25 protein-coding genes are annotated in these 24,045 nt (G+C 68.1%); 16 read left to right on the top strand and 9 right to left on the bottom strand.

All coding sequences use genetic code 11. The features are described from left to right. Positions 1-21: 21 nt before the first annotated feature. The 13 genes from BMW87_RS11390 (at position 22) to BMW87_RS11330 (ending at position 12,556) form a co-directional block, all read left to right on the top strand. Positions 22-1,227 (top strand): M20 aminoacylase family protein, encoded by a 1,206-nt coding sequence (locus BMW87_RS11390; protein WP_093076344.1) that lies wholly within the window; start codon positions 22-24, stop codon positions 1,225-1,227. A gap of 17 nt (positions 1,228-1,244) precedes the next feature. Next, complete coding sequence (locus BMW87_RS11385; RefSeq protein ID WP_093076647.1) at positions 1,245-2,246, top strand: tripartite tricarboxylate transporter substrate-binding protein; 1,002 nt, start codon at positions 1,245-1,247, stop codon at positions 2,244-2,246. A 124-nt stretch (positions 2,247-2,370) separates the two neighbouring features. Continuing rightward, the gene (locus BMW87_RS11380; RefSeq protein WP_093076343.1) at positions 2,371-2,844 is read left to right on the top strand and encodes a helix-turn-helix domain-containing protein; all 474 of its coding nucleotides are present in this window, start codon (positions 2,371-2,373) and stop codon (positions 2,842-2,844) included. Next, positions 2,838-4,166 (top strand): type II toxin-antitoxin system HipA family toxin, encoded by a 1,329-nt coding sequence (locus tag BMW87_RS11375; protein ID WP_371258808.1) that lies wholly within the window; start codon positions 2,838-2,840, stop codon positions 4,164-4,166. The genes BMW87_RS11380 and BMW87_RS11375 overlap by 7 nt, the downstream gene beginning before the upstream one ends. 90 nt (positions 4,167-4,256) lie before the next feature. Then, positions 4,257-4,982 carry a glycine zipper 2TM domain-containing protein gene (locus BMW87_RS11370; protein WP_093076342.1) on the top strand — a complete coding sequence of 242 codons (726 nt, stop codon included), beginning with the start codon at positions 4,257-4,259 and terminating at the stop codon, positions 4,980-4,982. A gap of 140 nt (positions 4,983-5,122) precedes the next feature. Beyond that, on the top strand, positions 5,123-6,037 hold the full coding sequence (locus tag BMW87_RS11365; protein WP_093076340.1) for a dihydrodipicolinate synthase family protein: 915 nt from the start codon (positions 5,123-5,125) through the stop codon (positions 6,035-6,037). A 48-nt stretch (positions 6,038-6,085) separates the two neighbouring features. Continuing rightward, a complete protein-coding gene (locus BMW87_RS11360) occupies positions 6,086-7,219 on the top strand; it encodes a branched-chain amino acid ABC transporter substrate-binding protein (protein WP_093055138.1) in 1,134 nt (377 codons plus the stop codon). An 18-nt stretch (positions 7,220-7,237) separates the two neighbouring features. Further along, entirely contained in the window at positions 7,238-8,173 is a 936-nt protein-coding gene (locus BMW87_RS11355) for a 4-hydroxyproline epimerase (RefSeq protein WP_093076339.1), read from the top strand. Between the two features lie 11 nt (positions 8,174-8,184). After that, a complete protein-coding gene (locus tag BMW87_RS11350; protein ID WP_093076337.1) occupies positions 8,185-9,288 on the top strand; it encodes an NAD(P)/FAD-dependent oxidoreductase in 1,104 nt (367 codons plus the stop codon). After that, positions 9,285-9,533 carry a (2Fe-2S)-binding protein gene (locus BMW87_RS11345; RefSeq protein WP_093076336.1) on the top strand — a complete coding sequence of 83 codons (249 nt, stop codon included), beginning with the start codon at positions 9,285-9,287 and terminating at the stop codon, positions 9,531-9,533. The genes BMW87_RS11350 and BMW87_RS11345 overlap by 4 nt, the downstream gene beginning before the upstream one ends. Then, a complete protein-coding gene (locus BMW87_RS11340) occupies positions 9,530-10,831 on the top strand; it encodes an NAD(P)/FAD-dependent oxidoreductase (RefSeq protein ID WP_093076334.1) in 1,302 nt (433 codons plus the stop codon). The genes BMW87_RS11345 and BMW87_RS11340 overlap by 4 nt, the downstream gene beginning before the upstream one ends. 29 nt (positions 10,832-10,860) lie before the next feature. Further along, complete coding sequence (locus tag BMW87_RS11335) at positions 10,861-11,547, top strand: GntR family transcriptional regulator (RefSeq protein ID WP_093076333.1); 687 nt, start codon at positions 10,861-10,863, stop codon at positions 11,545-11,547. An 82-nt stretch (positions 11,548-11,629) separates the two neighbouring features. Next, positions 11,630-12,556, top strand: a complete 927-nt coding sequence (locus tag BMW87_RS11330; RefSeq protein WP_093076644.1) for a fatty acid desaturase family protein — start codon at positions 11,630-11,632, stop codon at positions 12,554-12,556. Here BMW87_RS11330 and BMW87_RS11325 read toward each other — a convergent pair. Next, complete coding sequence (locus tag BMW87_RS11325; RefSeq protein WP_093076331.1) at positions 12,553-13,440, bottom strand: EamA family transporter; 888 nt, start codon at positions 13,438-13,440, stop codon at positions 12,553-12,555. The genes BMW87_RS11330 and BMW87_RS11325 overlap by 4 nt on opposite strands. A gap of 81 nt (positions 13,441-13,521) precedes the next feature. On the opposite strand from BMW87_RS11325, the gene BMW87_RS11320 reads away from it, so the two are divergent. Beyond that, entirely contained in the window at positions 13,522-14,409 is an 888-nt protein-coding gene (locus tag BMW87_RS11320) for a LysR family transcriptional regulator (RefSeq protein WP_093076330.1), read from the top strand. Here BMW87_RS11320 and BMW87_RS11315 read toward each other — a convergent pair. The 4 genes from BMW87_RS11315 to BMW87_RS35080 form a co-directional block, all read right to left on the bottom strand. After that, positions 14,346-15,560: an acyltransferase family protein gene (locus BMW87_RS11315; RefSeq protein ID WP_093076328.1), complete on the bottom strand. Its 1,215-nt coding sequence runs from the start codon at positions 15,558-15,560 to the stop codon at positions 14,346-14,348. The genes BMW87_RS11320 and BMW87_RS11315 overlap by 64 nt on opposite strands. 33 nt (positions 15,561-15,593) lie before the next feature. Beyond that, complete coding sequence (locus tag BMW87_RS11310; RefSeq protein ID WP_093076327.1) at positions 15,594-16,628, bottom strand: MerR family transcriptional regulator; 1,035 nt, start codon at positions 16,626-16,628, stop codon at positions 15,594-15,596. 19 nt (positions 16,629-16,647) lie between these two features. After that, entirely contained in the window at positions 16,648-16,968 is a 321-nt protein-coding gene (locus BMW87_RS11305; protein WP_093055160.1) for a hypothetical protein, read from the bottom strand. 86 nt (positions 16,969-17,054) lie between these two features. Then, the gene (locus tag BMW87_RS35080) at positions 17,055-17,225 is read right to left on the bottom strand and encodes a hypothetical protein (RefSeq protein ID WP_176928792.1); all 171 of its coding nucleotides are present in this window, start codon (positions 17,223-17,225) and stop codon (positions 17,055-17,057) included. A gap of 58 nt (positions 17,226-17,283) precedes the next feature. On the opposite strand from BMW87_RS35080, the gene BMW87_RS11300 reads away from it, so the two are divergent. Beyond that, the gene (locus BMW87_RS11300; RefSeq protein WP_093076325.1) at positions 17,284-18,753 is read left to right on the top strand and encodes an MATE family efflux transporter; all 1,470 of its coding nucleotides are present in this window, start codon (positions 17,284-17,286) and stop codon (positions 18,751-18,753) included. On the opposite strand, the gene dbpA is transcribed toward BMW87_RS11300, so the two are convergent. The 4 genes from dbpA to BMW87_RS11280 all read right to left on the bottom strand — a co-directional run bounded on the left by dbpA (position 18,719) and on the right by BMW87_RS11280 (position 22,499). Then, entirely contained in the window at positions 18,719-20,170 is a 1,452-nt protein-coding gene (dbpA, locus tag BMW87_RS11295; RefSeq protein WP_093076324.1) for an ATP-dependent RNA helicase DbpA, read from the bottom strand. The two genes, BMW87_RS11300 and dbpA, sit on opposite strands and share 35 nt — an antisense overlap. Before the next feature lie 87 nt (positions 20,171-20,257). Further along, the gene (gene infA / locus BMW87_RS11290) at positions 20,258-20,530 is read right to left on the bottom strand and encodes a translation initiation factor IF-1 (protein WP_015867950.1); all 273 of its coding nucleotides are present in this window, start codon (positions 20,528-20,530) and stop codon (positions 20,258-20,260) included. A gap of 58 nt (positions 20,531-20,588) precedes the next feature. Further along, positions 20,589-20,849: a hypothetical protein gene (locus tag BMW87_RS11285; protein WP_093055166.1), complete on the bottom strand. Its 261-nt coding sequence runs from the start codon at positions 20,847-20,849 to the stop codon at positions 20,589-20,591. Positions 20,850-21,239: 390 nt separating this feature from the next. Beyond that, the gene (locus BMW87_RS11280) at positions 21,240-22,499 is read right to left on the bottom strand and encodes an MFS transporter (RefSeq protein ID WP_093076322.1); all 1,260 of its coding nucleotides are present in this window, start codon (positions 22,497-22,499) and stop codon (positions 21,240-21,242) included. Positions 22,500-22,583: 84 nt separating this feature from the next. Here BMW87_RS11280 and BMW87_RS11275 point away from each other — a divergent pair, with 84 nt between their 5' ends. Next, complete coding sequence (locus tag BMW87_RS11275; protein WP_093076321.1) at positions 22,584-24,041, top strand: MocR-like pyridoxine biosynthesis transcription factor PdxR; 1,458 nt, start codon at positions 22,584-22,586, stop codon at positions 24,039-24,041. The last annotated feature ends 4 nt before the right edge of the window (positions 24,042-24,045 follow it).

Genomic DNA, 24,045 nt, shown 5'->3' with positions numbered 1-24,045 from the left:
CACGACAGCGCCCTTGCCGCCATGAACATCGCCGACTCCTTCCTCGCCAACGCCGCCCGTTTCGTCGAGATCCGACGCGACATCCACGCCCACCCCGAACTCGGTTTCGAGGAGCACCGCACTTCCGAGAAGGTCGCGAACCTGCTGACCGGATGGGGCATCGAGGTGCATCGCGGCATCGCCGGCACGGGACTCGTCGGCGTGCTGCGCAAGGGCACGGGCTCGCGCACCATCGGCCTGCGCGCCGACATGGACGCGCTGCCATTGCACGAAGCCAACGAATTCGCCCACAAGTCGACCAACCCCGGCCGCATGCACGCCTGCGGCCACGACGGCCACACCACGATGCTGCTGGCCGCCGCGTGGCACCTGTCGCAGCAGGGCCCCGGCGACTTCGACGGCACGGTGCATTTCATCTTCCAGCCCGCCGAGGAGATGGGCAAGGCCGGCGCCAAGAAGATGATCGACGAGGGGCTGTTCGAGCGCTTTCCGTGCGACGCGGTCTTCGGGCTGCACAACTTTCCGGTGGGCGACGTGGGGCGCTTCGCGCTCAATGAGGGCGCGCTGATGGCGTCGAGCAACACATACAAGATCACCGTGCACGGGCGCGGCACGCACGCCTCGATGCCGCACACGGGCATCGACCCGGTGGCGGCGGTGGTCACGCTCGCGCAGCAGCTGCAGACCATCGTGGCGCGCACCATTCCGAGCACCGAGCGTGCGCTGCTTGCGGTCACGCAGTTGCAGGGCTCCGATGCGCCGAACGTGATTCCCGACATGGCGACGGTGGGTGGCACCATCCGCACCTTCTCCATCGAGGCCATCGACAAGATCGAGGCCCGCTTGCGCGAAGTGGCCGCGGGCGTGGCGGCGGCGCATGGCTGCACGGCCGAGGTGTATTTCAACCGCTCGTCGCCGCCGACCGTGAACCACCCAGCCGAGGCGCGTTTTGCCGCCGGCGTGATGCGCGAGGTGGTGGGCGACGACATGGTGACCGACAACTTCCCCGCCGTGATGGGCGCTGAAGACTTCGCGCACATGCTGCTCGCACGGCCCGGCTGCTATGCCTTCCTGGGCAATGGCGATGGCGACCACCGGCTGGACGGCCACGGGCCCGGCCCTTGCATCATCCACAACACCTCGTTCGACTTCAACGACGAGATCATCCCGATCGGTGCCAGCTACTTCGTGAAGCTGGTGCAGCGCTGGCTGCCGTCGGGCGTTTGAATTTTTCACTGTCGACGATGACGAAGAAAGAAGTGGCCACCCAGATGACCTCCACCCCGCTCACCCGACGTTCATTGACCGCGCTTGCAGCCGCGGCGGTGCTCTGTGCCGTTGCACCGGCGCATGCGCAGCAGCGCGTGATCCACATCGTCGTGCCCTTCGCCACCGGCGCGGTGCAGGACACGGTGGCGCGCGCCTTCAACAACGAACTGGGCGCGGCGCTGAATGCCAGCGCCATCGTCGAGAACCGCGCGGGCGCGGGTGGCACCGTGGGCGCGGCCCTGGTGGCGCGCGCGCCGGCCGACGGCAACACGCTGATCCTGGCGGCCGCGAGCCACAACATCGCGGGCTTTCTCTACAACAAGCTGAGCTACGACCCGCTGAAGGATTTCGTCGGCGTGGCCAACGTCGGCAATGCGGGCTATGTGCTGGCGGTGGCCAGCGGCATGAATGTGTCGAGCACGGCCGACTTCATCAAGGAGGTCAAGGCCAACCCCGGCAAGTACAACTACGCCTCGGCCGGCAACGGCAGCGCCACGCATCTCGCGATGGCGTCGTTTCTCGCGAAGGCGGGGCTGCAGATGACGCACATCCCGACCAAGTCGACCGGCGAGGCCGTCAACGAGGTGCTCGCGGGCCGCGTGCAGGCGGTGATCTCGTCGAGCATCGGCGTGATCGGGTTCCAGGACGACGCGCGAATGAAGCTGCTGGCTTCCACAGGCCAGTCGCGCAGCCCCTTCCTGCCGAAGCTGCCGACCGTGGCTGAAAGCGGGCTGCCGGGTTACGCCTTCGATTCGTGGATCGGTCTGCTTGCGCCGGCCGCGACGCCCAAGGCGGAGGTCGAGCGCCTGAACGCCGCGGCCAACAAGGTGCTGGCCGACCCGGCGATCCAGGAACGCTTCAAGCGCTTGGGTGTGGAGCCGCGCAGCCAGGGTGCGGAGGAGTTCCAGAAGCTGCTGCGTTCGGATTGGGATGCGATGGGGGTTGTGGTGAAGGCTTCCGGGGCGAAGATCGACTGAGGCGGTGATCGAATAACGGCCAGGCCTTGTTTCGGAGAAAAACAAGACAGGGCTTGTAACTTATAAAAATATCCCAAAGCTGATATTTTGACAAAATAAGCTACAGCCGATATTCTGGTCGGCGATGGACTATCCCCTTCGTTTCGTCGACCAGCTGCGGCCGCATCTCAAGGCACTGCGGAAGAAGCGCGGCCTGACGCAGGCGCAGGCAGGTGCGTTGGTCGGTGTCAGCCAGGCCCGGATCGCGGAGATCGAAGCGAATCCCGGGGCGGTCAGCTTCGAGCAACTGATGAAGTTGATGGCGGCGTTGGGGGCATCCTTTTCCCTGCAGGACGGGACGTCCCCAAGTCCCATCGCGGACGCCGCGCAGCAGCATCCCGGGAAGCGCGACTCGCTGCCGGACGATGCCGTGAACCTTCCGGAGGGATGGATCGCCAAGAGGATGAGCGATCAATCGGTGCTGGTCCGCCTGCCTTCCGGGCAATCGAGCGCTCCAGGCACATCGCTTCGTGCGCTTCAGGCGCTGAATCCCGGCAAGGACATCAAGCCGACGTCTCGCCGGAGCTTCGTCGTCCGGCCGAAGAAGGAGTCCTGGTGACGCAAGCGCTCGGCGCGTGGATGAACGGGGAGCCCGTTGGCATCTGGTCCGTCGACCACGGCGTCCACACCTTCCGGTACGACCCACGATGGCTCGAATCGCCCCGGCGGCGCTCGCTGTCGTTGTCGATTCCGCTCACCGGCACGCTCGAAGTCCGCGGCGAGGTGGTCCGCAACTACTTCGACAATCTGCTGCCCGACAACGACAGGGTTCGCGCGCGTCTGCGCAATCGCTTCAAGCTCAAGGACGCCAAGACTTTCGACCTGCTCGAAGCCATCGGCCGCGACTGTGTCGGGGCCGTGCAATTGCTGCCCGAAGGCGCCGCGCCGGAACGCTGGAATGCCGTGAACTGCGAGCCCCTGGACGAAGAGCAGATCGCCGCGCTGCTGCAAGCCGTTCCGTCCGAAGACACCCCGGAAGGCATGCGCGACGAAGACCTGTTTCGCATTTCCCTTGCCGGTGCGCAGGAGAAGACCGCCCTGACTTTCTGGAACGGCGAATGGTGCCGGCCGCATGGCGCCACGCCCACCACGCACATCATCAAGCTGCCGCTGGGATTGATCGGCGGCTCCAAGCGCGTGGACGCCTCGGACTCGGTGCAAAACGAATGGCTGTGCGCACAGATCGTCGAGGCACTCGGCCTGCAAGTGGCACCGACTTCCATGGCCACTTTCGGCGGGCAGACGGTCCTGGTCGTGGAGCGGTTCGACCGCGAGTGGATGGACGGTGGCGCCTGGATCGCGCGCCTGCCGCAGGAAGACTTTTGCCAGGCCATGGGCCTGCCGTCCGACAGGAAGTACGAGCAGCACGGCGGCCCCGGCATGAGCAAGTGCCTGCAGCTTCTGCAAGGCAGCGGGAGCGTGGATGACGGCGCCCGGTTCCTGCTCGCGCAATTGGCCTTCTTTCTGCTCGCCGCCACCGACGGCCATGCCAAGAACTTCTCGATTCACCTCCTGCGCGGCGACGCCTACGAGATGACGCCGCTCTACGACATCATTTCGATGTGGCCGTACTTCGGCAACGGGCCCAATCAGTTCCAGCCGCGCAAAGCGGGCCTCGCCATGGCCATCCGATCCAAGAATGCGCACTATGTCTTTCACACCATCCAGGCTCGCCACTGGCATGGGCTGGCCATGAAGAACGGTGGCATCGACGTCTGGAACGCCATGCTGGACATGGTGGCGTCGGTGGAGGACGCACTGAGCGAGGTCGAGGCCCTGTTGCCGTCGGATTTCCCTGCATGGACCTGGGAGTCCATCTCACGGGGCATGCGAAGCGAGGCCGAGCGGTTCCTCTCAGGTGTGGCCGACATCGCTGTGTAGGACGCCGGTCAATTGACAACGCGCCGCCCGCGTTCATGCTTCCTGATGGGTTTCGGGGCATTCCGCTTCGGACCGTAAAAGGGGCTTTTCATGGATCCGACGTCGCCATTCAACCCGCCTCCGGGCCAGCCGGCGGGCAAGTCGCCCAAGGCGCTGTGGGCCGTGATCGGCGCATTGAGCGTGGCCGTGGTGGCGCTTGGCGGCGTGTTGCTTCACCGGCAGGAGCCGGTCGCGAGTGCGAGTGTTCCGCCGCCAGTCGTTGCCGCAGCATCACCCGCCGCACCGGACGATTTCAAGCCTGAAGCCATGCCACCGGCGCCCGCAGTGCCGCCCACGGCGGCAGGCCCGGCGCCGCAAGCAATGGCGGCTGCGCCGATGCCCGCTCCCATGCCAGCCCCGGCTGTCGAGCCCGGACCGGCGCCAGGCGTGATGAATGCACCACAGGTCGCTGCCGCGCCTCCCGCCCCGCCACCTTGCGCGGTCTGCGGCCATGTCGAATCGGTTCGCCCGGTTCAGAAGCGCATCCAGAACACCTCGGGCGTGGGGGCCGTGGCCGGCGGCGTGGTGGGTGGCCTCGTGGGCAACCAGTTCGGCCATGGCAATGGGCGCGTCGCAACCACCGTGCTGGGTGCGGTGGGCGGCGGCTTCGCGGGCAACGAGATCGAGAAGCACGTGCGCACGGTCACGGTCTACGAGGTGGGCGTGCGCATGGACAACGGCACGCTGCGCACCGTCGAGACGAAGACCGCGCCGCCCATCGGCAAGCCGGTGACGCTCAAGCGGGGCCTGCTGCGCCCCGCGGACGGCCGCAAGTAGCGCGACCTACCCGCTCCCGGATATCACAGAAAAACCGGGCGCGGAAGAGCGCATGCCCGAAAGATATCTTGACCATATATCCTTAATATATTTAAAGTGCGACGCTTCCACACCACCGCACATCCACAAGGAGCGATCAAGTGAGCAATCCCCGCTGGCAAGGCATCTTCCCCGCCGTCACCACCAAGTTCCACGCCGACGAGAGCATCGATGCCGAGGGCACGGCCCGGCACATCGACTTCCAGATCCGCAACGGCATCCACGGCCTCGTCACCTGCGGCTCGCTTGGCGAAGCCAGCACGCTGACGCTGGAAGAAAAGCTGCAGGTCGCGAAGATCGCGCTCGAAGCTGCCGACGGCCGCATTCCCGTGCTGGCCAATGTGTCCGAGACCAGCACGCGCGAAGCGCTGCGCTACGTGGACGGCGCCAACAAGCTCGGCGTGGCCGGCTTCATGGTGATGCCCTCGGTGATCTACGTGGCCGACGCGCGCGAGGCGATGCTCAACGTGCGCACCATCGCCAATGCAGCGCAGAAGCCCATCATGGTCTACAACAACCCGGTGGCCTACCGCGTCGACCTCAAGCCCGAGCACATGGTCGAGCTGGCCGACTGCGAATGGATCGCGGCCATCAAGGAAAGCACCGACGACATCCGCCGCATCACCGACCTGCGCAACACCGTGGGCGACCGCTACCAGCTGTTCCTGGGCGTGGACGACCTCGCCTATGAGGGCCTGGCGCTCGGCTGCGACGGCCTGCTGGCCGGCGTGGGTTGTGCCTTCCCGCGCGAGACCGTGGCGCTGTACGACCTGATGAAGGCCGGCAAGTTTGCCGAAGCGCTCAAGCTCTACCAGTGGATGACGCCGATGCTGCATCTCGACGTGTCGACCAAGCTGGTGCAGAACCTCAAGCTCATCGACGTGCTGGTGGGCGTGGGCAGCGAGCACATGCGCCGTCCGCGCCTGCCGCTCATCGGCGAGGAGCGCGCCTTCATCGAAGCGATCGTCAAGAAGGCGCTCGCGACGCGGCCCACTCAGTACCAGTCGGTCATGTAATCGCACACAACGAACGTCCTTTTCAACGTCCCCAACCTAGGAAGAAGCATGAAGACAAAAGCAGGCATGGTTCCGTTTCTAAGCCTCGTGGCCCTCGCCCTTGCAGGCCAGGCGTACGCGCAGGAGCAGGTGGTCAAGATCGGTCACAGCGGTCCGCTGTCGGGCCCCAATGCCTTCGCGGGCAAGGACAATGAAAACGGCGTGCGCCTTGCCGTCGAGGAGCTCAACGCGAAGAAGCTCGTCGTCGGCGGCAAGACGCTGAAGTTCGAGATGGTGTCGGAAGACGACCAGTGCGACGCCAAGACCGGCGTGAGCGTCGCGCAGAAGTTCGTGGATGACGGCGTCAAGTACGTCATGGGCCCGTACTGCTCCGGCGTGGCCATCCCGGCTTCGCGCATCTACAGCGAAGGCGGCACCATGGTCTCGACCGTGGGCACCAACCCGAAGGTGACGCAGGGCGGCTACAAGAACCTCTACCGCATCATCGCGAGCGACAACCAGATCGGCTCCAGCATGGCCGTGTATGCGGCCAAGGTGCTGAAGGTGACGAAGGTCGGCGTGATCGACGACCGCACCGCCTTCGGCCAGGGCCTGGCCGAGGAGTTCACCAAGGAAGCGAAGAAGCAGGGCCTGACCGTGGTCGGCCAGGAGTTCACCACCGACAAGGCCGTGGACTTCACCGCCATCCTGACCAACATGAAGGCCAAGGCGCCAGAGGCCATCTTCTTCGGCGGCTATGCACCGCAGGCCGCGCCCATGGCGCGCCAGATGAAGCAGCTGGCCGTGCCCGGCAAGCTGCTGGGCGGCGACACCGTGTGCAGCCCCGCCACCGGCAAGCTCGGCGGCGATGCGGTCAACGACCTGGTGTTCTGCGCGCAAGGCGGCTCCATCCTCGAGAAGGCGCAGAGCGGCCCGGCGTTCAAGGAAAAATTCAAGAAGCGCTTCAACGCCGACCCTGATGCCTACGCAGCTTCGTACTACGACCAGGTGCTGTTCATCGGCGAGTCGATGAAGAAGGCCAACTCCATCGACCCAGACAAGGTGGGCGCGGAGCTCTACAAGGCAACGTACAAGGGCGTGGCCGCAACCTATGCCTACGACGACAAGGGCAACATGAAGCAGGCGCCCATCACCGTGTTCACGTTCAAGAACGCGGCCCCGGTACCCATCGCCAGCTACTGAACGAACGGACGACGCCACATGCAACGCATCCAGGTCATCGACTCGCACACGGGCGGCGAGCCCACGCGCCTTGTGATCGGCGGCTTCCCTGATCTGGGCGGCGGCAGCATGGCCGAGCGCCGTGCGCTGCTGGCCGACCAGCACGACAAATGGCGCGCGGCCGCCGTGCTGGAGCCGCGCGGCAGCGACGTGGTGGTGGGCGCGCTGCTGTGCGAGCCGGTGTCGCCGGATGCGGCTGCCGGCGTGGTCTTCTTCAACAACGCCGGCTACCTCGGCATGTGCGGCCACGGCACCATCGGGCTGGTCGCAAGCCTCGCGCACATGGGGCGCATCGGCGTGGGCGAGCACCGCATCGAAACGCCCGTGGGCACCGTCACGACCACGCTGCACGAAGACGGCTCGGTGAGCGTGCGCAACGTGCCCGCGTACCGGCATCTGCACCAGGTGGCGGTCGAGCTGCCGGGCCATGGCACCGTGCGCGGGGATGTGGCTTGGGGCGGCAACTGGTTCTTCCTGGTGAGCGAACACGGCCAGCGCGTGGCGAGCGACAACCTCGCGGCGCTGACCGACTACACCGCGGCATTGCGCAAGGCGCTCTCGGCCCAGGGCATCACGGGCGCGGACGGCGCGGAGATCGACCACATCGAACTCTTCGCTGCAGATGATGAAGGCGCCGACAGCCGCAACTTCGTGCTGTGCCCCGGCAACGCCTACGACCGCTCACCCTGCGGCACCGGCACCAGCGCCAAGATCGCCTGCCTCGCGGCCGACGGCAAGCTTGCGCCCGGCGAGGTGTGGAAGCAGGCCAGCGTGATCGGCAGCGTCTTCGAGGCCAGCTACGCGATGGACGGCGACAAGGTCATTCCAACGCTGCGTGGCCGCGCGCACATCAGCGCCGAGGCCACGCTGCTGATAGACGACGAAGACCCGTTCGGCTGGGGCATCCGGCTCTGACGCCGCGCGGCATGGACGCGGATGTCATCGTCATCGGCGCCGGCATCGTCGGTGCGGCTTGCGCGCAAGCGCTTGCACACGCGGGCCGCCGCGTGCTGGTGCTCGATGCGCGCATCGGCGGCGCCACCGGCGCGGGCATGGGCCACCTCGTGGTGATGGACGACAACGCGGCCGAACTCGAATTGAGCCGCCATTCGGTCGCGCGATGGCGCGAGCTTGCGCCGCGCATCAGCGAAGACTGCGCGTACAGCGCCTGCGGCACGCTGTGGATTGCCGCCAACGACGAAGAGATGGCCGAGGCCGAACGCAAGCAGCAGCGGCTGCGCGCGCACGGCATCGACAGCCGGCTGCTCGATGCGCGCGAACTGGCGAGCGCCGAGCCCGCCTTGCGCAAGGGCCTGTCGGGCGCGCTCGAAGTGTCGGGCGACGGCATCCTCTATGCGCCGAATGCGGCGCGCTGGCTGCTTGCGCAGGCCGCTGATTCGGTCCGTGTGGAGCACGCGAAGGTCGATGCCGTCGAAGACAACGGCGCACTGCGTCTCGCGGACGGCAGCCGCCGCACCGCGCCGCAGATCGTGCTCGCCAACGGCATCCAGGCGACGACGCTGTGCCCCGAACTTCCGATACGCCCGAAGAAGGGCCACCTGCTCATTACCGACCGCTATCCGGGCACGGTGCATCACCAGCTGGTCGAGCTCGGCTACGTGACCAGCGCACACCACAGCGACGGCGACTCGGTCGCCTTCAACGTGCAGCCGCGTCCCACGGGGCAGCTGCTGGTCGGCTCGTCGCGCCAGTTCGACACGACCGATCCGACGGTCGAGGCGCCGATGCTGGCGCGCATGCTCCAGCGCACGCTGGACTACCTGCCGGGGCTCGCGAATCTCAACGCCGTGCGTTCGTGGACCGGTATGCGCGCGGCGTCGCCCGATGGGTTGCCTTTGCTGGGCAAGCACCCTTGGCGCGAGAAGCTCTGGCTTGCTGTTGGGCACGAAGGCCTGGGCGTGACCACGGCGCCGGGCAGCGCGCATCTGCTTGCTGCGCTGATGACCGGCGCGACTCCTGATTTCGATGCGGCGCCATACGCACCGCGCGGACTGCGGGAGATCGCATGAGCGCCCACACCCTGTTGAACATCGACGGCCACCTGGTCCGCGTGAAGGCGGGCAGCTCGGTCGCCGCCGCGTTGCGTGTGGCTGGTGGCATGGGCGTGGCGCGCACGTCGGTCACGGGCCAGCAGCGCGCGCCGTTCTGCGGCATGGGCGTGTGCCAGGAGTGCCGCGTGCTGGTCGATGGCCGGCGCAGGCTCGCATGCCAGACGGTCTGCGCCGAGGGCATGCGCGTGGAGACCGCGGAATGAACATGGAACATTGCGATGTGCTGGTCGTCGGTGCGGGCCCGGCCGGCATGGCTGCTGCAGTGGCTGCTGCGCCGAGCGGTGCATCGATCGTCGTCATCGACGACAACCCCGCGCCCGGCGGACAGATCTGGCGCGATGGCCCCGGCGCAGCCTTGCCACCAGCGGCGCGCAAGTGGCGCGATGCGCTCGAGCGTCACGCCAACATCCGCGTGCGCAGCGGCACCCGCGTCGCTGCCGCACCTTCGCCCAACGAGCTGTTGCTCGAAGACGTAGAGCGCGCCACGCGCATGCAATGGCGCAAGCTCATCCTCTGCACCGGCGCGCGCGAGCTGCTGCTGCCCTTCCCCGGCTGGACGCTGCCCGGAGTGACCGGTGCGGGCGGCCTGCAGGCGCTCATCAAGGCCGGCATGCCCGTCGAGGGCGAGCGCATCGTCATCGCGGGCAGCGGCCCCTTGCTGCTTGCCGCCGCCGCGACGGCACGTGCTGCGGGCGCGAAGGTGCTGCGCATCGCCGAACAGGCTTCGTTCGCCTCGGTCGCGCGCTTCGGTGCCAGCCTCGCGCGCTGGCCGGGCAAGGCCGCGCAGGCAGTGACGCTCGCCGACCCGAAGTACCGCACCTCGTCGCGCATCGTCTCGGCGCAGGGTGCGACGCAGGTCGAGTCGGTTCGCCTTCGACAAGGCAGCGGCAGAGAAGTCGAGATCGCCTGCGAGCGCATCGCCTGCGGCTTCGGCCTTACGCCCAACACGCAGCTGGGGCAACTGCTCGGCTGTGCCCTCACGCCCACGGGCCCAGGTGCGCAGGCGCTGGTGGTCGATGCCTTGCAGGCCACCAGCGTCGCCGGCGTCTATGCAGCGGGCGAGTGCACCGGCTTTGGTGGCAGCGAACGCGCGCTGGCACAGGGCACCATCGCCGGCCATGCCGCCGTCGGCAACGAGCGCGCTGCAAAGACGCACGAGGGCGAACGCGCCCGCTGGAACGCCTTCGCCGCCCAGCTGCACCGCAGCTTCGCGCTGGCCGCCGACATCAAGGCCATGCCGCAACCCGACACGCTCGTGTGCCGCTGCGAAGACGTGCCCTTCTCCGCGCTGGCAGCCTGCAGCGGCTGGACAGACGCCAAGCTGCACCGCCGCTGCGGCATGGGCGCCTGCCAGGGCCGCGTCTGTGGCGATGCCGCGCAATTTCTCTTCGGATGGGCGCCACCCGTGCCGCGCCCGCCGCTGTCGCCGGTCCGCATAGCGACACTCGCGGGTCTCGTGGGTCTCGTGGGTCTCGCGAACGACGGCGACGCCCGACAATGACGCCGCCGCATCCGCGGAAAAAGAAAACCATGGCCGCCCCGAAGAAGACTGCTCCAAAGAAGACAAGCTTGCGCCCACCGCCCAAGCGCCGCGCCGCCGACATGGCCTACGACGCCATCGAGACGCTGCTGTCGACCATGCTGCTGAAGCCCGGCAGCCAGATCGTCGAGGCCGAACTCGCCGAGCGCACGGGGCTGGGCCGCACGCCGGTGCGCGAGGCGCTGATGCGCATGGTGTCCATCGGCCTCATCGTGCAGCAGCCGCGCCGCGGACTGCTGGTGTCGGCCATCGACCTGGCCGACCATCTCGACGTGATCCAGACCCGCCGCGTGCTCGAACTGCTGATTGCCGCCTGCTCCGCGCGCCGGGCCACCGCGCAGCAGCGCAAGGAAATCGTTCATTGCGCCGAGATGATGGTCGAGGCCGCAGGCCGCGGCGACCTGAACGACTACATGCAGGCCGACCGCGCGCTGGATCTCGTCAACCACCAGGCGAGCCACAACGATTCCGCAGTGAAGGCGGTGGTGCCGCTGATCGTGCAGTGCAGGCGCTTCTGGTACGCGTACCAGCATGAAGGCGAGATCGTCGAGGGCGCGAATGCGCACCTCGAACTGGCGCAGGGCATCGCGACAGGCGATGAGGCCGCGGCCATCGCGGGCGCCAACCGGTTGATGGACTATCTCGAAGTTTTCGCCCGCAAGATCATCGACAAGTAGCGGCGAGTAGGCCGAAGGGCCTCGCCCGGCACCCGGGGAATTCCGTGTGTTCTACAGCGGCTTGCAGCGCCATACTGGCCTCATGGCCGCCGCTCCCCGTGCCCAACCCGAAGACTTCTTCACCACCGACGAGTGGCAGTCGCTCACCGCGCGTTCGTCGTGGAAGGGCCTGTGGCTGGTGCTGCATTGCTGGGGCGTGATCGGCGCCGCCATGCTGGCGGGCATCGTGTGGCCGTGGACCATTCCGCTGGTGGTGCCCATCGTCGGCGCGCGGCAGCTGGGGCTCTTCATCCTCATGCACGACGCGGCGCATGCTGGGCTGCACCGCAACCGCAAGATCAACGACTGGGTGGGCTACTGGCTGTGCTCGTCGACGCTGCGCGACTACCGGCCGTACCACCTGCAGCACCATCGCTTCGTGCAGCAGACCGAAGACCCCGACCTCGTGCTGTCGGCGCCTTTTCCGATCACTCGGGCCTCGATGTGGCGCAAGGTGGTGCGGGACCTGAGCGGGCAGACTTTCTACAAGCAGCGCTTCGGGCACATCGCCGAGGGCATTCGCAAGCGTGCGCCGGGCGAGTCGGCCTTGAAGGTGCTGGGCCGGGAGCTTGCGAAAGACCGCCGCTTTCTCGTCGCCAACGGCCTAGGCTTCCTGGCCTTTGCCGTGGCCGGCTACTGGTGGGCATGGCTGCTGATGTGGCTGCTGCCGATGGCGACATGGCTGCCGCTCGTGAGCCGCGTGCGCAACATCGCCGAACACGCGCTCGTCGCGCAGAACGAGGCCGATCCGCTGCGGCAGGCCCGCACCACGCACGCCGGCTGGCTCGAACGCATCCTGGTGGCGCCCTACTGGGTCAACTACCACTGCGAACATCACATGTTCACCAACCTGCCCTGCTGGGCCCTGCCGAACGCGCATCGCCTGCTGCAGCGGCAGGGCGCGATCGTGCGCATGGAAGTGCAGCCCGGCTACCTGAGCCTGCTGAAGCGCGCCACGGCGCTTGCCTAACGGGTGGCCGCGGCAGGCCGCACCAGCGGCTGCGCGCCGCGCTGCGCATGCTGGCTGAGCCAGATGCTCGCGATCACGATGCCGATGCCTGCCACCTGCCACGCCGAAAGGCTCTGCCCCAGCAGCGCCCAGCCGAGGATCACGGCCGTCACCGGGCTGAGAAAGGCCAGCGGCGCGATCGCTGATGGCTCAAGCTTGGCCACACCACGGAACCACACGATGTAGGTCAGCGCGGCGCCCACGAGGCCGAGCCAGCCGAAGCCGATCCAGTTCTGCACCGTGAGCGCGGGCAGCGGCGGCTCCAGCAGCAGCGCCACCGGCAACAGCAGCAGGCCGCCCGCGGTGAGCTGCCAGGCGGTGAAGGTCAGCGCCGACACCGGCGGCTGCCAGCGACGGCTCAGCACTGTGCCGAAGGCCATCGACACGGCCGCGGCGACGGCTGCGGCAATGCCGATGGCATCGAGCGCTGCATTCGGCGTGAGCACCAGCAGCGCGACCCCGCCGATGCCGACCACCGCCGCCGCCACCGACAACGCACGCACCGGCGAGCCCAGGAAGACGCTCGCGAGAAACACCACGAGCAGCGGCTGCACCGAGGTGATCGTCGCCGCCACACCGCCCGGCAGTCGATACGCCGCGAGGAACAGCATGGCCCAGAGGATCGAGAAATTCAGCGCCCCGAGCACGAAGATGCGGCCCCACCAGGCGCGTTCGGGCAGCTTGCGCACGATCAGCAGCAACAGCAGGCCCGCGGGCAACGCGCGCAGCAAGGCAACCGTGAGCGGGTAGTTCGCCGGCAGCAGCTCGGTGGTGACGATGTAGGTGCTGCCCCAGATGGCGGGCGCGGTCGCGGTGAGGAGGATGTCGGTGGTGCGGCTGGTCATGCCTCGAATCTAGTGAGTTGACCCTTGGTTGTGAATGCTCGAATAATGAATTGATTCTTTACTGTCGGTCGTCAATCCAGCATGGACCATCTCACGGCTCTCAAGGTCTTCCGCACCGCCGCCGCCGCGGGCAGCTTCGCCGGCGCCGCGCGGCAGATGGGGCTCTCGGCCGCGGCCATCAGCAAGAACATCGCGGAGCTGGAGGCGCATTTGAAGGTGCGGCTCATCAACCGCACCACGCGGCAGATGAGCCTGACCGAAGCGGGCGCGGCCTACTTCGAGCGCCTGTCGCGCATCCTCGACGAACTCACCGAGGCCGATGCCGCGCTCGCGCCCATGGGCAGCAGCCCCGGCGGCGTGCTGCGCGTGAGCGCGCCGCTGACCTTTGCGCTCACCTCGCTGTCGCCAGCCATTCCCGAGTTCATGAAGCGCTACCCGAACCTGCGGCTCGAACTCAACCTGCAGGACAGCCGCTCGGACATCATCGGCGAGGGCTACGACCTCGCCATCCGCGGCAGCGACCGGCTGGAAGATTCGAGTCTCGTCGCGCGCAAGCTGATGACCATGACCCACGTGCTGTGCGGCGCGCCCGGCTACTTCGCCTCCGCCGGCCGGCCTGCGCAGCCCGAAGACCTGAAGGCCCACGAGTGCGTGCAGTTCACGCTTTCGGGCCACGCGAACAAGTGGACCTTCAGCCGCGCCGGCCGCAGCGTGGCGGTGCCCATCGACGGGCGCTACAAGGTCAGCTCCAGCATCGCCGTGCGCGACGCGCTGCTTGCGGGCTTCGGCCTGAGCCTGATCCCGCGCATCTATGTCGAGAGCGAGCTGGCTTCAGGCCGGCTGCAGGCTGTGCTCGAAGACTGGGAGGCCGACCGGACGCCGATCTACGCCGTCTATCCCTCGCGTCACTTGGCGGCCAAGACCCGCGCCTTCGTCGACTTCCTGGTCGAGCGCTTTTCCGCGCGCTGACCGTTCAGCAGCGAGCCGAGGCGGGTGTGGCGCACCAGCAGCTGGTAGCTGGCGAGCGCTACCAGCGACGTGGCCGCGATGTTCAGGCCCATCTTCGCGACCGCGCCGAAGGGCGCGTTGAACAGCAGGATGCCGAAGCCGATGGTGCCGAGCATGTGCACCAGGTACACCCAGTACGAGCTTTGCGACAGGTAGGCCAGCACGGCGTTCTGGCGCGGCAGGTAGCGCACGAAGCCGCCGATCAGGGCCAGGCTCCAGAGCCATGCGGTCGCGTTGTAGACGAAGGCGATCCAGAACTCGGGATGCGGCAGCGACTGGAGACGGTTGCCGCGGAATGCACCCAGCAACACCACCGTTGCCACCAGGAATGCGAGGCCGGCCACCGCGTGGCCCTTGCAGCGCGACGCGAACAGCGCCAGCAGCCGCTCCTGCTGGCCGTGCACGTACCAGCCGACCACGAAGAAGAGTCCGCTCTGCACCCATTCGGCCAGCGGCGGCAGGAACGAGCCGCTTTCCGTGACCATGCCGGACGGATAGAAAGTGCCGACGAGCGCCAGGGGCAACGCCAGCACAGCGAAGCCCCAGCGCCGTTCGGCCAGCGTCACGAAGCTTCGGGCCAGCGCCGCGCGCAGCCGTATCGGCACGAAGCGCTGCAGCCGCACGCCGGCCCAGGCCATCACGCTGAACCAGAACAGCTGGTACAGGAACCACAGGTGCATGGTGTTGAAAGGCGAGCCGCCAGGCTGCCGCGCGGGCGTCAGCGCGGAGTCGATGCCCGGCATGCCGCGCGCCGTCAGGTGGATGTAGACCATCGCCAGCACGGTGGTCGCCACGAACAGCGGCGGCCAGAAAATCGCGAAGGGCAGCGCCAGCCGCAGCGCGCGGTTTCGCAGCATGCCGCCGGCGCCGCGCCGTGCAACCAGCAGCGCGACGAAGAAGCCGGCCAGCACGAAGAACACCGGCATGCGGAAGCTGTGGATGAAAAGCAGCAGCAGGTCGGCGACCGGCGATGTCTTCGGGTCGCGCCATGGCAGCGGCGAATTGATCGTGAGGTGGTTGATCGCCACGTGCAGCACGATGCCGAGCCACATCATCAGGGCGCGGAGGTTGTCGAGCGCGTGGAGCCGTTGGGGCGTGGTTGGGTTGTTCATGCGGCCACTGTCGGGCCTCACGCAACGTCAGGGTCAAGCGCTGCCGGCGGATGGCGGCGGATTTTTCTGCTGCAGCACGGCCATGGCGCGCATCAGGTACTCGCGCACTTCGGGCGTGGTCACGGCGGCGGCCTGCAGCACCGGCTCCGCGTTCATCGCCCGCATCAGGCGTGCCGCCAGGCCGGGGTCGTGGTTGGTGAAGGTGGCGAACAGGCGCGCCCATTCGCGCGCGATGGCCTGCACCGACTCGTCTTCAGGAGGGACGGCGCGCGCCCGTAGCGCGGCGAGTTCGCCCGCCAGGCGCCGCCATTCGTCCTCGGGCGGGCGACTCAGGTGCGCGAGATCGTCGGTGCTCAGGTGGCGCAGCAGCGCGGCCATGCGCATGCCGATGGCTTCGCCGATGTACTCCACCAGTTCGGCGGGAGGCCCGTCGTCGCTGCGAGCCACGGGCTCGCGCCGGTACATCTCGCCCCAGCGCGTGATGAGGTCGAAGCTGCCGTCCATCCACTGGCCCATCAGCGTCATCCAGCGGGCGGCCAGCGGCTGCACCTCGGGGGCGCTGGCCGGCACGCCGCGCGACATCAGCGCGGCCACCTCGGCCACCAGCGGCGGCCACCGGTCGGCCACGTCCTTCCAGTTGGCCATGAACGACCTGATCTCGGCGGGGCTGAAGTAGCGCCCGTAGGTGGTCATCTTCTCGAGCGTGTCCAGCCAGTCCTTCATGTCGGGCTGGGCGCCTTCGTCCAGGCGCTGCTGCAGCAGGCCGAGCCGTTCGCGCAAGGCAGTGGCCTGTGCGATCTGCTGGTCGAGCGATTCGATCTGCCGCGTGATGATGGTGGGCAGCGAGCTGCTCTCCGCGCCCAGCAAGGCGCCGATCTCCGCCAGCGGCAGGCCCAGCAGCCGCAGTGCCTGGATCGCGTGCAGGCGGGCGATGTCGGCCGCGTTGTAGAGCCGGTAGCCGGCCTCGGAGCGTGCCGAGGGCGCGAGCAGGCCGATGGCGTCGTAGTGGTGCAGCGTGCGCACCGTGAGGCCCGTGTGCCGGGCGAGTTCTCCGACCTTGAGCAGCATGGGTCGCTCCGGCAGGCGCTCAGTCCGCTTCGGGCGCCGGCTCGGGCCCTTGCCAGCCCAGCAGCTCGGCCAGCCGCTGCACGATCCAGCCCGCCTCGGCCGCCGATACGCCCGATTCAGGCGTGGCCAGCCCGGCGTGGATGCGCCGCAGGATCTCGCTTTCGACCGGCACCTCGGTGTGGTGCTGGATCTGCGCATGGCCAACGAGGTGGCTGGCGAGGTCTTCGCAGATCTCGTAGCGCTCGCGCACCACGCCGATCGGCTCGCTCAGGCGCTGGCGCGCGTCGGTGTACACCGCGAAGAACGAGGGCGGGATGAGGATCTGGTTGTCGTCGGACATTGCGATTTATAGCTGCCCCAATGACAAAACGCGCCCTGGGGCGCGTCTGTCGTGGCTCAGGTGGGAGCCAGGCGGGGGCTGATGGATCAGCCGCCCTTCTTGGCGCGCTTGCCAGGGTTCTTCTTGCTGCGCGTTGCGGTGCCGCGTTCCAGGCTGACCTTCTGGCCGCCACCGGAGCGAGGCGCCGTGTAGCCGGGCAGGGGCGTCGGCTTCGGGGTGGCAACGCGGTCGGCTTCGGTACGAATTTTCTTGGGCATGAAAAGCTCGGGTAAAAGTAATGTTCGAGCCGCAATTAGGCCACATCGAGAATTTCACATGCCAATAGCCGAAACAACCGGCGGTGTCGAGCGCGCGCGCTTCGTTTCGGGGTCGCTGCTGCGGCATGTCTGCGTGATGGCGGGCACGGGGGCCATCGGACTGATCGCGGTGTTCGCGGTCGACCTGATCAACCTGTTCTACATCTCGCTGCTCGGGGAGAAAGCGACGGCCGCGGCGGTCGGCTTCGCGGGCGTGGTGGGGTTCTTTCATGCGTCGCTGTGCATCGGGTTGACCATCGGCATCGCGGCGGTGGTGTCACGCACGGTGGGGGCGGGACGCACCGAAGACGCGCGGCGCATCGGCACCTCGAGCCTCGTGCTGATGACGGCGGTGTCGGTAGTGGTGGGCACGGGCACGGCCTTCTTCCTGCACCCAGCGCTGCAGGCGCTCGGCGCCGAGGGCGAGACGGCGCGGCTCGCGCAGCGATACCTCTCGGTGACGGTGCACACGCTGCCCCTGCTGGGCATCGGCATGGCGACTTCCGCGCTGCTGCGTTCGATCGGCGACGCACGCCGCGCGATGACGGTGACGCTCGCGGCCGCCTTCGTGACGGCGGTGCTCGACCCGATATTGATCTTCGGCTTCGGGCTGGGGCTCGACGGCGCGGCCATCAGCGCGGTGGTCTCGCGCATGGTGCTGGCGGCCATCGGGCTGCATGGCGTGATGGTGAAGCACCGCATGCTCGGGCGCTTCGATGCGCAGCGGCTGGCCGGCGACGCGCGCGCGCTCGGCACGGTGGCCGGGCCGGCGGTGCTGACCAATCTTGCGACTCCAGTGGGCGCAGCCTTCGTGACGCATGCGGTCGCGCAGTTCGGGCCGTCGGCGGTGGCGGGCGCGGCCACCATCGACCGGCTGACGCCGGTGGCCTTCGGGCTGGTCTACGCGCTCAGCGGCGCGGTCGGGCCGATCCTTGCGCAGAACCTGGGCGCGGGGCAGTACCGCCGCGTGCAGGAGGGGCTGCGCGACAGCCTGCTGTTCATGGTGGCGTCGGTGGCCGTGGCGTGGCTGGTGCTGGCACTGGGACAGGGCGTGCTGATTCGCGCGTTCTCGGCCGACGGGCTGGCGGCGGAGCTGATCTCGCTGTTCTGCAGCTGGCTGGCCGCGAGCTTCTTCTTCGCGGGCGGGCTGTTCGTGGCGAATGCGTCGTTCAACAACCTCGGGCATCCGCTGTTGTCTACGGTGTTCAACTGGGGGCGCGCCACGCTGGGCACGATTCCATTTGCCTGGTGGGGCTCGCACTACGGCGCGGCCGGCGTGCTGGTCGGGCAGGCCGTGGGCTCGTCGATCTTCGGCTTGCTGGCGGTGGTGGTGGCGTTCCGGCTGGCCGCGAAGCTGGCGCGGCAGGAGGCGCCCGATGCGGCTCCGGCACCGGTGCTCGATGCACCGGTGGCGCCTACGTCGGCGCTCGCCACGCCGCAGCCTGCTGCGGCTGCTACAGGTCCTGCAGCGTCAGCAGCCGCACCTTGACCGACTTGCCCTTCACGCGGCCGCTGGACAGCTTGCGCGCCGCCTCTTCGGCGATGGCGCGGTCCACCGCCACGTAGGTCGAGAACTCGTTGACGTTGATCTTGCCGACCTGGTCCTTCGCGTAGCCGCAATCGCCCGTGAGTGCGCCCAGCACGTCGCCGGCGCGGATCTTTTCCTTGCGCCCGCCGACGATCTGCAGCGTGGCCATCGGCGGCTGCAGCGGTGCGCCCTTGCCCGGCGTGAGCTCGGCCAGTTCGTGCCATTCGGACTCGCGGCCTTGCAGCTGCTCGATCTTTCCGACGCTGCCCATCTCGTTCATGCTGGCGAGGTTCAGCGCCAGGCCTTCGGCATCACCCGACTGGCCCACGCGGCCGGTGCGGCCGATGCGGTGAATGTGGATCTCCGAATCGGGCGTCACGTCGACGTTGATTACCGCTTCGAGCTGCGCAATGTCGAGCCCGCGCGCCGCCACGTCGGTTGCCACCAGCACCGAGCAGCTGCGGTTGGAGAACTGCACCAGCACCTGGTCGCGCTCGCGCTGCTCCAGTTCGCCGAACAGCGCCAGCGCGCTGAAGCCCTGGGCCTGCAGCACCTCGACGAGGTCGCGGCACTGCTGCTTGGTGTTGCAGAAGGCCAGCGTGCTCACGGGGCGGAAATGATCGAGCAGCAGGCTCACGGTGTGCAGCCGCTCGCTGTCCTTCACCTGGTACCAGCGCTGGCGGATCTTGCTGCCTTCATGCTGGGCCTGCACCGTGATCTGCTCGGGGTTCTTCATGAACTGCTGCGCGAGCTTGGCGATGCCTTCGGGATACGTGGCCGAGAACAGCAGCGTCTGGCGTTCCTTCGGGCACTGGCGCGCCACCTTCACGATGTCGTCGAAGAAGCCCATGTCCAGCATGCGGTCGGCTTCGTCGAGCACCAGCGTGTTGAGCGCCGAGAGGTCGAGATTGCCGCGCTCCAGGTGGTCCATCAGGCGGCCTGGAGTGCCGACCACGATGTGGGCGCCGTGCTCCAGGCTGGCGATCTGCCCGCGCAGTGCGACGCCGCCGCAGAGCGTGACGACCTTGATGTTTTCCTCTGCGCGCGCGAGGCGGCGGATTTCGGTCGTGACCTGGTCGGCCAGCTCGCGCGTCGGGCACAGCACCATCGACTGCACCGCGAAACGGCGGGGGTTCAGGTTGGAGAGCAGCGCCAGGGCGAAGGCGGCGGTCTTGCCGCTGCCGGTCTTGGCCTGGGCGATCAGGTCCTTGCCGAGCAGCGCCGGCGGCAGGCTGGCCGCCTGGATCGGCGTCATCTGCGTGTAGCCGAGCTGCGTGAGGTTGGCCAGCATCTGTGGCGAGAGCGCCAGCGCGGCGAAGCCGTTGTCGGCAGGGGCCTGGGCTTGCGGGCCGCCGGCTGTGGGATTGGGTGTGGTCATCGTTCAGCAGCCGGACAGACGCACGAATGACAAAGGCCTTGCCGGCGCCCGTCGCGGGGCGCCGCAAGGCCTTTCGTCAGTCGCGGATCAGCGGCGGGGTGCGTTGTTGTTGCCGGAGTTGGTCGGCGGCGGGCCGCGACGTTCCAGGTGACGGAAGGTGATACGGCCCTTGGTCAGGTCGTAGGGCGAGAGTTCGAGCGACACCTTGTCACCCGCCAGGATGCGGATGTGGTGCTTGCGCATCTTGCCGCCGCTGTAGGCGATCAGCTGATGGCCGTTGTCCAGCGTGACGCGGTAGCGCGAGTCGGGCAGGACTTCGGTCACTGCGCCGTTCATTTCGATCAGTTCTTCCTTGGGCATGTGTGGTTACCTCTGAATCGTTCGATGTGTGTTGGAGATGGAATTGGGCGTAATTGTTTCAGCCCGCGCACGGAAGCGCGAGAGGGGCATTGCGGGGAGCGCGTTCGCGCACCCAGCCGAGGCCTTGGTCGATGGCGTAGCCGACGGCGGCTGCGTGGCTGGCAAAGCGCGGCGTGAAGCGCATCACGCGGTCGTGCATGCCGCTGCCGTGGCCGGAGCGGATCGAGACGGAAGCGGCGTAGTTGCCGTCGTCCTGGTGTCGAATGAGCGGGGAAACAAGGTACTTGCCCACCGCGATACTGTGTTGAATGATGTCCATGAAGCCTTGGCACGCCACGCGGATACAAAGCGCGAAGTGCCTGAAAAATAATTGAAAACGGGCGTGGGCCGGCCGGAATGGCGCGGCGGACGCGCTATTCGCTTCAACAGGAACGAAGGCAGTGGTGGCAATCATGGGCGCCCGGTCTGGCGCTCCAACACACTGTGAAAGCCGGCTTGGGAGTGAGAGGCCTGAATAATCCAAGGACAGTGCAGGTCAGCCGGCGGTATTGACGAAATTCTTCGTCGTGGTATCGAAACGAACCCGACATTATAGCTTGCGAGGCATGACAATTGCCGGTCTTAAAAACAACGATCCCATGAAAAAGGCCCCGAAGGGCCGTGACTGGAGAGTTGTTTGCTATCAAAAGTATAGTTATTCAGCGGCCGATCAAGCCGTAGCAGCCGCTGCCAGCGCCGAACCGGCCGTCCGCGCCTTGTGCGCCGCGCGTAACAGCAGCATCAATCCCGCGAACTGGAAGGCCGCCCCCACCCAGCCCACTGCGCTGACGCCGACCAGCTCGATCGCCGCGCCGCCGGACACCGAGCCCGCCGCAATGCCGAGGTAGATCGCCGAAGCGTTGAGCGACAGCGTCATCGGTGCGCGCTCCGGTGCCAGCCGGATCAGCCGCACCGCCTGCGCCGGCCCGAAGCCCCAGCCCGCGAAGGCCCACAGCGCCGACAGCCCCACGATCAGCGGCAGCGCCAAGCCGCGCGGCAGCATCTGCGCCGAGAAAGACAGCCCGCCAAGGATCACCACCAGCATCAGCGCGAAGCCCTGCGCCGTGCGGTCGGCGCCGAGGCGGTCGGTGGCCCAGCCGCCGGCCGCGGTGCCGATGGCCGCCGCCACGCCGATGGCGAAGAACATCGTGCCCACGCCCTCGGTGCCGAAGCCCAGCGTGGCCGAGAGGAACGGCGCGATGTAGGTATAGAAGCTGAAGCCGCCAGTGGTCCACAGCATGGTAGTCAGCAGCGCAGGCAGCACGCCTGGCACGCGGGCCACGGCAAAGGCCGGTGTGCCCTTCGTGGCGGCGGCTGCGACGACCGGCGCCAGCCCCAGTTGGCGCGGCAACCCAAGTGCGAGGCCCCAGGTGGCGAGCGCCGCCACCGCCGCGATCAGCAGGTAGGCCGTGCGCCAGCCGCCCCAGCCCGCGATCCACGCACCCAGCGGCACGCCGAGCGCGACTGCCACCGTACCTCCGCCGGTCACGATGGCCAGCGCCCGGCCGCGCAGCGCGGGCGACACCATCGCGGCCGCCACTGCGCTCGCGGTCGGCAGGAACACGCCGGCCACCAGCCCCAGCGCGACCCGCGCCAGCGCCAGCTGCGCAAAGCCGTGCGCCATCGACGCCGCCAGCGTCAGCGCCGAGAAGGCCGCGAGGCTGGCAATCAGCAGCGGCCGGCGCCCGAAGCGCGCCAGCAGCGCCGCCATCACCGGCGAGCCGATGGCGTAGCTCAGCGCGAACAGCAGCACCAGTTGCCCGGCCCGCGCGGCGCTGATCTGCAGGTCGGCCGCCAGCACCGGCAGCAGCCCCACGACCATGAAGCTTTCGGTGCCGAGGGCGAAGGCGCCCAGTGCGAGCCAGCCCAGGCTCAGCGGCAGGCGTTCGGTTGCCGGTTGCTGTTGCGATGTCGAGAGATCCGTGTTCATGAAGGACTCCGTGGCAAGTGTGTTCAAGGCCTCCAGAATAGGTTTGCAATTGGCTCTTCAAAAGAACCACAATCGGCGAAGTTAATGGAGCCAATTTTCGAACTCGCCATCCGCCTGCCGGGCGCCGGCTCGCGTGATCTGCTGCGCGAGGTGCACCGCCAGCTGCGCAGCGCCATCCTCGACGGCCGGCTGCAGCCCGGCGCGCGCCTGCCCGCCACGCGCGCGCTGGCGCTGCGGCTGGGCGTGTCGCGCAACACCATGCTCGCGGCCTACGACCTGCTGCTGAGCGAGGGCTACCTGCTGGCGCGCCCCGGCGCCGGCACCTACGTGGCGGACACGCTGCCGGCATCCCGGCGCGGCCGCAGCACGAAGGCCTCGACGGCCCGGCGTGACCCCCGGCTGGTGCCGCTGAACGTTCCTGGCGCCGACCTCGCCCCCACGCTGCAGCCGCAGCCCGCGCGCGACGACTTCCGCGTCGGCCTGCCCGACGTGAGCGTCTTTCCCTTCGACATCTGGCGCCGCCTGAGCGACCGCGCGCTGCGCCGCGTCGCGCGGCAGACGGCCGACTACGCCGACCCGCAAGGCCAGGGCGCGCTGCGCGAGGCCATCGCGAAGCACGTGTCCTTCACCCGCGCGGTCGGCTGCACCGCCGACGACATCGTGGTCACGGCCGGCGCACAACAGGCCTTCGGGCTGCTCGCGCGCATCCTCGTCGTGCCGGGGCGCACGGTGGTTGCGGTCGAGCAGCTGTTCTATCCCTCGCTGCGCGAAGCCATGCTGGCCGCGGGCGCGAGAGTGATGACGGTGCCGACCGATGGCGAGGGCCTGTGCGTGGACCGCATCCCGCCCGAGGCGCGCGTGGTCTGCGTGACGCCCTCGCACCAGTTCCCCACCGGCGTCGCGATGTCGCCGCAGCGCCGCGCCGCCCTGCTGGCCTTCGCGCGGGCGCGCAACGCTGTCGTCGTCGAGGACGACTACGACAGCGAATTCCGCTTCGCCGGCCGCCCGCTCGATGCACTGCAGACGCTGGACCGCGCCGAGTCGGTCTTCTACATCGGCACCTTTTCCAAGAGCCTGTTTCCCGCCTTGCGCCTGGGCTTCGTGGTGACGCCGCCGTGGGCGCGCGCGGCGCTGGTGCGGGCGCGCGAGCTGGCCGACTGGCACGGCCCGGTGCTCGGGCAGGAGGCGCTCGCCGCCTTCATCGCCGAAGGGCACCTGGCGCGCCACATCCGCAAGATGCGCAAGATCTACGGCGCGCGGCGCACCGTGTTGCTCGATGCGCTGGCACGCCACTGCGCGGGCAGGCTCGAAGTGATTCCTTCAGATGCGGGCCTGCACCTGTCGGCCTGGCTGCACGGCGACACGCGCGACCACACTGTGGTCGAACGCGCGGCCGCAGCCGGCATCACGCTGCCGCCGCTGTCGCGCTACGCGCTCGATCCGAACGCGCCTGGCACGCCCAACGGCCTTGCCTTCGGCTACGGCCTCATAGCCGCGCCGCAGATCGACGGCGCCATCCGGCGGCTGGTGGCGTTGCTCTGAGGAT

The sequence above is a fragment of the Variovorax sp. OV084 genome (genome assembly GCF_900111625.1).
GTDB lineage: Bacteria > Pseudomonadota > Gammaproteobacteria > Burkholderiales > Burkholderiaceae_C > Variovorax.
This window is presented reverse-complemented; position numbering and strand designations above follow the sequence as displayed.